This is a genomic window from Microcystis sp., from assembly GCF_048564745.1.
Classification (GTDB): domain Bacteria; phylum Cyanobacteriota; class Cyanobacteriia; order Cyanobacteriales; family Microcystaceae; genus Microcystis; species Microcystis ichthyoblabe_A.
This window is the reverse complement of record NZ_JBLZRT010000112.1, coordinates 1-9386: the sequence shown is the minus strand read 5'-3', so window position 1 is coordinate 9386 and position 9386 is coordinate 1. Positions and strand designations below refer to the sequence as shown.

The 9386-nt window shown below is 40.0% G+C and carries 6 protein-coding genes and 1 pseudogene; 3 read left to right on the top strand and 4 right to left on the bottom strand.

Features of this window, described 5'->3' with window-relative positions:
• Positions 1-459: 459 nt before the first annotated feature.
• The 4 genes from ACOCD9_RS12825 to ACOCD9_RS12810 form a co-directional block, all read right to left on the bottom strand.
• Positions 460-1995: an oligosaccharide flippase family protein gene (locus ACOCD9_RS12825; RefSeq protein ID WP_287703992.1), complete on the bottom strand. Its 1536-nt coding sequence runs from the start codon at positions 1993-1995 to the stop codon at positions 460-462.
• A 32-nt stretch (positions 1996-2027) separates the two neighbouring features.
• A complete protein-coding gene (locus ACOCD9_RS12820; protein ID WP_287703990.1) occupies positions 2028-2798 on the bottom strand; it encodes an FkbM family methyltransferase in 771 nt (256 codons plus the stop codon).
• A gap of 86 nt (positions 2799-2884) precedes the next feature.
• Entirely contained in the window at positions 2885-3205 is a 321-nt protein-coding gene (locus tag ACOCD9_RS12815; protein WP_287703988.1) for a hypothetical protein, read from the bottom strand.
• Between the two features lie 148 nt (positions 3206-3353).
• Entirely contained in the window at positions 3354-4124 is a 771-nt protein-coding gene (locus ACOCD9_RS12810) for a Uma2 family endonuclease (protein WP_419547691.1), read from the bottom strand.
• A gap of 248 nt (positions 4125-4372) precedes the next feature.
• Between ACOCD9_RS12810 and ACOCD9_RS12805 the strand changes: the two genes are divergently transcribed.
• The 3 genes and pseudogenes from ACOCD9_RS12805 to ACOCD9_RS12795 form a co-directional block, all read left to right on the top strand.
• Positions 4373-6685, top strand: coding sequence for a GumC family protein (locus ACOCD9_RS12805; protein WP_287703984.1), 2313 nt, complete (start codon positions 4373-4375; stop codon positions 6683-6685).
• 415 nt (positions 6686-7100) lie between these two features.
• Positions 7101-8459, top strand: a complete 1359-nt coding sequence (locus tag ACOCD9_RS12800) for a hypothetical protein (RefSeq protein ID WP_287703982.1) — start codon at positions 7101-7103, stop codon at positions 8457-8459.
• Between the two features lie 212 nt (positions 8460-8671).
• A pseudogene (locus ACOCD9_RS12795) lies at positions 8672-9037 on the top strand (ISKra4 family transposase); the annotation flags it as partial.
• Positions 9038-9386: the final 349 nt, after the last annotated feature.

Genomic DNA, 9386 nt, shown 5'->3' with positions numbered 1-9386 from the left:
AGACCTCTTGCATAAATCCGAAAACAAACGATAGAAACAATAATGGGAGGGACTTTCAGTTAATTATTTATTAGTAGTTGATAATCTTCAAAAATGTTGCTGTACAAGGATCGACTTAAGACTTTTGCAAGAGGTCTAGTGGCTTAGATGTGTAATTAATTTTGCTTAGGTACTTATACGAGTATATTTGCTTGGAAAATATAGAAACAGCGTAAGGATTCAGGTGTCTCAAATGCAGTCACAGAGCGGCTTCTAAAATCTCAGAACTCGCTAAACTAACAGTTTCATTCTCAATAAGCATTCTCATTAAGGCTTTCAGCGTTTCTTAATGAGAATGAGGATTTGTCCATAATTCGCCTAAATGCTTACACAGCATGGGTTTGAATGCTTTTTGTATGACCTGAATCCTTACGAAACAGCTTTCTAGATAAACATATCAATCAGTTTAACATTGGTTGACTAACGCTCTTTTGACAGATTCAGCTTACCACAAAAAAGCAAGATAGCTCTATTTAAAGTTTTTGCTCTACCCGTACTACCAAAACATCTATTTTCCAGATAATAAACAAATAATATTCCAGAAAAATAAAAGATCATTAAAGAGGTAAATTGTGTGATCAATGTAGCTTTGATTGAATTGGTTACAAGGTGAATAAAAGTAGCTACAATCATTAAAATAATAGATGATATTAAGGGTTGGATTGTCCATTTGCTGAAAGTCAACCACTTCATATTATTATGAGCATGGCGCAACAAGTAAATGACTCCTAAAATCATCATCAATTGTCCGATAACTGCATATTTAAAACCAAAATTTAGTGACAAAAAAACGAAAAAGGGAAAATAGCCTAGATCAGTAATCATAACATAAACCCAGTTTTGTTTTGCATTTCCTTTACTTAAATTAAAAAAGAATGTAACTATAGCTTGTGCATGAATATAGCCTACCCAGCAAAAAATAAACAACTGAAAACTAGCTTTGCTAGAAAATCCAGCATTGACCATGATAGTCAATAAAGCTGGACCGGCAATAATCAGTCCTGAATAGACAAAACCTGCAATTAACCCAATAAACCAGCGCAAGCGGTCTTCTATTTGTTCTGCTACTACTTCTAATTTATCTCCTTGAGCCGAGAGCATGGGAAATAGATAAGAAGACTGTCCAACTAACATTTGGTGAACTGTTATATAAATTCTTTGAGCAAAGGTGTAAAAAGGTAAAGAAGAACTGCCAAATACAGAAGTTAAAAATATTTTATCAACACCATCAAAAAATATAACTTTTATCTGAGTCATGTAAACCCATTTCCCAAAAGACCAAAGCTCGATAAACATCGCTTGATCCCAGGAAGGAAGTGTCAAAAATCCCAGGATTTTAGTGACTATAAACCCCGTACATAAACAATTTAGTAAAGATAGAGTTAAACTAATTATTCCCAAGGTTAAAATATTGGGAAAGGCTTTCAAAAAAGTGATTCCCAAAATACCATTGGCTAACATAAAAGTAGTGTTGAGCTTTGTTTGCCAGTCAAATCTTTGAAGAGAAGCGAGAAATATCTTAAAATAACCAGTGATTTGTTGTAACAAAAATGCTAATCCTAATAATATACAGTACCAACGTCCTATATCAGCATTTCCTTGATATTTACTCCACTGAACAATCCAAGCAGAACCGAAAGCAAAAATACAAAACCCAAACAATCCAAAAGCCAGAGAAGTTGTAAAACAAACTCCTGCTATTTTCTGAATTTCTCCCAAATTATTTTCTTCATAAGCCCGACTAATCAACCGGGTTGCAGCCGCACCCAGTCCCAAACCACTAAAGGTGTTGTTAATGCCAACAATAGTAGCAATGGTAATGGCAAATCCAGCTTCCGCTTCTCCCAACCAGCGAATCGTTAACCCGGCAAAAAGGAATCCGAGGATAGCTGTCATGAGAGAACCAATGGCAGTCCACTTAGAATTATTAACAGCTTTGGCAAGTAGATCGCTCAACTTAAGTAAACTCCTTTTTGATACCGCTCTAATTACATAACATCAGTGTTCTTAAATATAGCATCCATTTGCAGTATTTCTGAAGGATTTTCATGGTATCGCCATTCAAATCCCTTGCCAACCATAATATATTTATTCTCTTCTAGTAGTTTGATGATTTCCCATAAATAGGGTTGCTCTCGATAAAACTGACGAAATGATAATTCAATCACTAAGTATTTGGATTTTTTTAGTAAATTCATACTGCCCTTTAAAACCTCAAGCTCAAAACCTTGAACATCTAGTTTAATTACATCAGGGATTGGTAGATTATCATTGGCATATATTGCATCTAAAGTTCTAATTTCTACCTCCTCCATATCCTGCTGGTTTTGCGAAATACTATTGGGAAAATATTTATTTTGTTCTTCAGAATCAAGAAAAGATGCTGAAGAAGTTCCTCCTTTAATTAATAACTTATCTTCCCTTTCACCTAATCCACAATGGTAAATAACTTTGCTAACTCCGGGTAAAGATAAAGATTGCAATTTTTCTTGATACTGAGATTGGGGTTCAAAAAAAACCACGTGTTCCAAAGTGGGACTCATTTGACTCAAAACATAAGTCCAGTTACCAGCATTTGCCCCTATATCACAGAGACACTTTGGTTGAATGAATTTCAGCAATACATCTATGGTCTCAAAACAATCTATATATCTGAATATACTTGATTCACATCCAAAATATTCTATTCTCTTCGATAGCCGAAACATCCTACTCGAGAGACCTTTTAAAAATTTAGCCAACAATAATTTTTGTTCCATGATAGTCAATTAATTATTTTGTCAATTAGTTCCACAAAAGGTTAGGTTAAATTGTCGAGACGCGACCGCCACCAGTTTCCTCAAGCTTATGATTGATTTTCTGGTTTAATTTGCCGAATCAAATAGCGAACTTCTGACAGCAAAACCTCAAAACGCTTGTCTGACTCTTCCTGTCTTTGCCTGATTTCGGCAATTTCTGCTTGCCGAGCTTCATTTTCTCGCTGTTGTTGAGCAGCTATTTGTAACAGTGCTTGTGCTGTCAACTGTAACCCTTCTACTGAATCTTTAACTTCCGAAACTGATTCTCGCAATTCCGAAACTGAGTCTTTGACTCCCGAAACTGAGTCTGCCAATTCATCTAGCATCTCATCTGTCCATCTGGAGTGTCCGGCCGAGCTTCTGGTCATGGCTGGCTTTTCTCCTTTTTTAATAACTGCTTACAATTCATTTATTATCAACGCAATCGCCAGCAATTTCCCAACATATTTCCTCTCTAAGCATAACAGTTGCCACCATAGCACACAATCAGCTAAATTGTAAAGCTGTATAGATTCTTCATTCAGCCTCCAGGTCAATTCCCATTGCCTTAAGTTGCGCCGCCAATCTGTCTGCCCTAGCTTTTTCTCCCTCAGCCCGCCGTTCAGCTTGTTCGGCTCGTTGTTCGGTTTGTTCAATCCGTTCACTACCCCACAATAGTAAATTACCTGATTGATCCCACCAGCGCAACCAATGAGCCGTTACTGCTGCTTTTTTACCCTGCCATACTCCTAGAAATAAACCGATTTCTGCCAGCCAGTAACGATGATTCTCATCCGCTTTTTGTAACTCATACTTCCCTGCTACTAAGCGATAAACTTCTAATTCTCCAGTTTGTGGTTGAAAAATAATATAGACAAGTACTTGTAAGATTCGCTCGTAGAAATACCACTTGCCATAGGGATAGTGAGGATTGATAGAATACTCCCCTCCCTCCGTTTCTGAGATGAATTCCATGACAATTGCTGGTACTTCCCCTTCTGCATGGGGCGTGTAGCTGCGGCGAATTTCTCCTTCTCGGATAGGTGCTACTGCGGGTACATAAACCCAATCGGGAGCTTTTACTACTGTCTTACCGCTAACGGTGGCGCAAATGCCAAAATTAGAAGCAATAAGACTCGCTTCCACAATTAAACTGGCTAATTCTAAAGATTCTCGCAAAGCCGCCGCGAGCAGGGGTTGTAGGGTGCTTTCCACTGGTTCATCAGGGAGGACAAAATCCGCTGGCAATTTCTCCCAGGTAATGGGGGGTAAAGTATCAGAGATGCGAGGTGCTAATGGGATTGTCATTTAGGCTCTCGTGTGATGGTGGTTATGGCGGTTTAGCTTGTGGCAGGATAGCACACAATTTGTAACCGTTCAGGGGGGGTATGTCAAGCCGCCAGTGGCATTGACTAGGTTAAACCCACCTTATTTGGTAATTACTGGAAAAACTAGGGTTATCATTGTAGCACGGTGTTATGATTGAGCGGTGACTAATCGAGCCAGATTGCTACCGGAAAATCTTTTAATACAGTTATCCCTTGACTATTTGATTAATGATGAACAACCAACAAAATGGGGCTTTAAAAACCCAAAGTCAAGCAAATCTGCCAGTTTTTGCCCAACCGGCTTTTATCCCCTCCCCGACGCAAGAAGAAGAGGAACTCAACCTGCGTCAATTCTTTTCTGTCATCAAGCATCGCTGGTGGTTAATCGTTGGCATCACCCTAGGGGTGACGGGTGCGATCGCTGCTTATACTTTCTTAAAAACCCCTATCTATCAGGGTAAATTCCTGCTGCTCATAGGTCAACCCATCGAGGAAAATAAAAGTTCTTCCAGACTGGCAGCCCAAGACATCCTACCTCAGTTAGGTGGAGAGAACATCGATTATGATACCCAAATCGCTGTTTTAACCAGTCCTCAACTCCTTAACCCCATCCTTAGTAAAATAACTCCTAAGTATCCCGATTTTACCTACAGTGATTTAATTAGTAAAACTGGCAAATCTAATCTCGAAATTAGTCAGTTAAAAGAGACGAAAGTTTTAGCAATTTCCTATCAAAATGAGGAACCGGAAAAAATTAAGTTGGTTTTAGACAATTTAGCCCGTCATTACCTCAACTATAGTTCTCAGGAACGAAAGACCGAAATTAATCAAGGCTTAGATTTTGTTAACGCTCAATTGCCCGTGCTGCAGGAACGAGTTAATTCTCTACAAAAACAAATGCAGCAATTTCGGCAGCAATACAATTTCCTCGATCCCGATAAAGAGGCGACTCGTTTATCACAACAGTTAACCAATACTGAACAAGATTATCGGGCAGCCCAAGTTGCCCTTAACGAAATTAACTCTCGCTATCAGGCTTTACAGCAACAGGTGGGATTGGCCCCCGATCAAGCAATTATCGCTACTTATCTCAGTGAATCTCCTGGTTATCAAGATTTGCTCAAGCAGCTGCAGGAAGTAGAAGTGGAATTGGCCAAACAATCGGCAGTTTTTGCCAAAGATAGCCCGATAATCGCCACCCTAGAGGAAAAACGCGCTAATTTACTGCCCCTACTGCAAAACGAGGCACAGAGAACCCTAGGGGAAAAACTGCCCCAGACAGTGGGTAATTCCCCGGCTTTGGTATCACGGAGTGCTCTGCGGGTAGAATTAACCCAGCAATTGGTGGAAGCCGCTAACAGTCGCCAAACCCTAGAAATTAAGGTAGAATCCCTTGCCCGGGCCCTCGAACAACAGAAAGCCTCGGTCAAAAATCTGGCGGTTTTAGCCCGTCGCTATACGGATTTGCAACGAGAATTGGAAATCGCCACCACCAGCCTTAACCGTTTTCTGGAGGAACAGCAAAAATTACAGCTACAGGTGGCACAACAGGTGGTGCCTTGGCAAATAATTTCCCCTCCAGAAGTAGGGGAAAACTCCGTTTCCCCTAAACCCGTGCGAAATCTGGCTTTAGGGCTTATCGGTGGCCTGTTATTAGGACTGGGGGCAGCCTTTTTAGCTGAAAGATTAGACCCCGTTCATCATAGTGCAGATGAACTAAAAGAAGATAGCAAACTGCCCCTTTTGGGCGCAATTCCCTGGCAAAAAGACCTCGGTACGGTCGAAAAAGTGATCACCGCCGCCCTACCCCAGTTAACAGTCGGCGATCGCAAAATTACTATCCCTAATACTACTGGGAAATCGGCCGACGAAAACCCCTCCTACTATAATTTCTCCCCCTTCTCGGAAGCTTTCCGCACTCTCAACACCAATATTCGCCTCCTCGGTTCCGATTCCCTCCGCAAGTCCCTCGTAATTAGTTCTGTTTCACCGGGAGATGGTAAAACCACCATATCAATAAATATCGCTAAGGCTGCCGCTCGTATGGGAAAAAGAGTCTTACTGGTGGATGCTGACCTGCGACGACCCCAGGTTCACCTGCGACTTAAGCTCGATAACGACCACGGCCTTAGTAATGTCATCGCCGAGAATCTCGATTGGAACGAAGCGATTCAACCTCTACCCGGCTACGAGAATTTATCGATTCTTACCGCCGGTTCAATTCCCCCAGATCCAACCCGCTTGCTTTCTTCCCAGAGAATGCAGGAGATGATCTCGCAATTACAGCAAGACGACGTTTTCGATCTAATTATCTACGATCTACCACCGATCGCCGCTTTTGCCGATGGGAAAATTCTCGCCGCCATGGCCACTGGCCTAATTCTCGTCACCAAACTGGGCAAAACTGATCGCTTTGCGCTTAAAAATCTGCTCGAAGATCTGAGATTATCCCACATTTCCGTGTTAGGTTTAGTGGCTAATAATGTTAGTCGGAAAGACCATAATTATCGTTACTATGGCCATTACTACGGCAAAAGATAATGTAATTAGTCACCGCAATAAGGACAGCCTTATTGAGAATGACCAAACATAGAAGTATTACCAGATAAGGGTTTCTCAATCAACAGAGGAAATACTTGTATATCCTTAAAATCTTCCTCAACCCTGAAACCCTTATTATTTGGTCGTTAGCCAGAAAAATTACAAGGGCAATAAATCTCCGAAACCATTGATAAGCAACGGTTGTGGGCTTTCAAAAGTCAGTTACTAATTACGCTTCACCTTGACAAGAGGTGGTAGAACAGATTAAATAAAGCATTGATAGTTGTGGAAACATAGATAAAAACTTAGATGGACTGAGCTAAAAGTTTTTATATTAACTTTTTGAGCCTTAACTATTGACAAAAATCCAGATTAAGCCATTAAGGTAAAGTTTATAACATGGGAGGTAGTCTCAGTGCAAAAGATAGCAGTTTATCAGCCAAAAGTATCTAGAAAAGCTTATGGTTTCAAGATTATTTCTACCATTATTTTCTATATCAGTCTTTTGTTGCTAACTTTTTCTGATTTTTTAAATGCCCAATTTGAGCTAGAAAAACGTACTGTGGTCAGGCTAGGTGAAACATCAGGTATGACTGTGAGTTTTGTTATTCTTGTGACTTCTGCACTGCTTATCGACCGGGATTTCCGTCGTCTACTTCTAGGCAAAACTGGAATTTTCTATGTAGCTGTCGTTATTTTTTATACCTTGATGGGCTGGCGAATTTTTGGTAATGATATTCCTTGGATCAGAATGGATTTATTGACTTTTTTGTGGCCGATAGGAGGTTTAGCCCTGTTTCGCATTATTGTCCAGTCCTACCGCCCCAAGGTACAATTGATGGCATTGATTGCCGTTCCTACTCTCTATATTTACTATGCTATTTCACTACAAGCTGAAAGAATGAATGTCCTGTCCACAGCAGGTTTGACAGCTAGAATTATAGATAATTCGGCCTATCACTATTCTGCCTTACTTCTGCCTCTAACTGGCATTGCTCTTGGGGTATTGTGTAGACAGGGATGGCTTTTGAGAATATTGATCTTGGGATTGGTGGCAATTCACCTTTATTCTTTAGGGTTTATCGGAGCAACTAGATCCATTGTCCTATGTATTTTAACTGTCCTAGTCTTTTCTAGTTTCGGCTTATCTTACACTATATCTGAGGGCGTACTAACATCTAAATCGTCTCTCAGAAAACCTAAACAATTTACCTATCTGTTATTGATTGTGAGTATTTTTATATTAAGCATCACGGTTTTTGTTGAATTTCAGCAAATGTTCATAAGCTTTTTCCAAAATTCTTTAATCTTCGACAGATTTTTTGATAGCCAAAATTATAATAGTCAACGAAATTCTGAATTGCGAATCGAGGAAGCAATCGATGGAATTAAATATTTTCAAGATATACTGGAAATTGTTTTTGGTAAAGGTTTAGGCTCTACGTTTCCATCAATTTTAGGTTATGAAATTAATGCTTTTCACATCGGAGTTTTAACCTTTTTACTCAAGGGAGGCATAATCATGTTTTCCTGTGTAGTCTTCACTCTATACATCAAACTTCCCCTATTATTTATAAAATCCGTTGTGAAACCGCACCGATTAGATTATCTCAAACGAACTGCTTTGCTCACCGTCCTACCTGGAGTGTTTGGGTGGGCTGTATTGCTGTTGCTTTCGGGTGGTTACAGTCCTTTTAACTTTTTAGGAGTTGGTTTTGCTTTCGGTACTTACTCGCATATTAGAAAGCATGGTCTGGGCATTTTCTTTGAGTAATTAATAAATCGACACAAAGCAATCTTTAGGGAGCATCTCACTTGTGCAATGAGTATTAATGCTTATGGCTGTCAAAAACTAGAAAATCTTGAAATTGATCACAAAGAGAAATGAGATTATAGCGGTTCTCACACCTGTGTGGCACAGTTTAACCTTTGCTAATTAAGCTTTTCACCATCGATAATGTATCTCTTGCGAACAGGAAACGCTATAACTTGCGGGAAATAGAGGAGAAGGTCAGAGATTTAATGATTCAGTATGTTAACCCAGAAATCGGTATTTTTTTATCAAAATAAGTACAGAAGAAACCGCCGGTCGAACGAGAAAAGTGAAAAGTATTTTAGGTGAATTACCAATTACAGAAAAACAAGCGAAGAAGTTAGAAGTAAAGATGAAGACCTGAGAAATCGGAGCAGAAAATCAAATCATTGACAGGAATTGCTGTTTCTCACAGTACCCAACAACGTCTCTTACATCGCTAGGATTTTGAAGAATTACCCTCTAACCTAGAAGTCGAAGTTGAAGAAATGAGCATAGATGCCGGTAAGGTACGACTAAGAGCCACCAAGGGAGTTGCCCAAGAATCTCGGCACTTTTAGGGCGGAGATTGTCAATTGTTAAGTGGTTAGCTGAGTTTGTTTACCTACAAGATGCGGCCTATCTAAGTAGCTGGTTATAATTAAATTAAAAATGGATTTTGCCTTGAATCCCCCCTTGATCCCCCCTTGATAAGGGAGGTGCCGATAGGCGGGGGGATCCCCCCTGCCCCCCTTGATAAGCTGTCCATTAGTCACATCTTTCTTAACATTTCAAACCTTTGTAGCACAAGGCTTTCAAGACTCGGTTAACAATCTGTAATATTCCTTGTTGACACCCTTACTGACAAAGAAAAAACTGAAATCAAGTCACGATAAGGGTTGGAGTGCT

Excerpts from the sequence above, each read along its gene's own strand:
- ACOCD9_RS12820 (WP_287703990.1), bottom strand. The coding sequence starts at position 2,798 with ATGGAACAAAAATTATTGTTGGCTAAATTTTTAAAAGGTCTCTCGAGT.
- ACOCD9_RS12815 (WP_287703988.1), bottom strand. The coding sequence starts at position 3,205 with ATGACCAGAAGCTCGGCCGGACACTCCAGATGGACAGATGAGATGCTA.
- ACOCD9_RS12810 (WP_419547691.1), bottom strand. The coding sequence starts at position 4,124 with ATGACAATCCCATTAGCACCTCGCATCTCTGATACTTTACCCCCCATT.
- ACOCD9_RS12805 (WP_287703984.1), top strand. The coding sequence starts at position 4,373 with ATGATGAACAACCAACAAAATGGGGCTTTAAAAACCCAAAGTCAAGCA.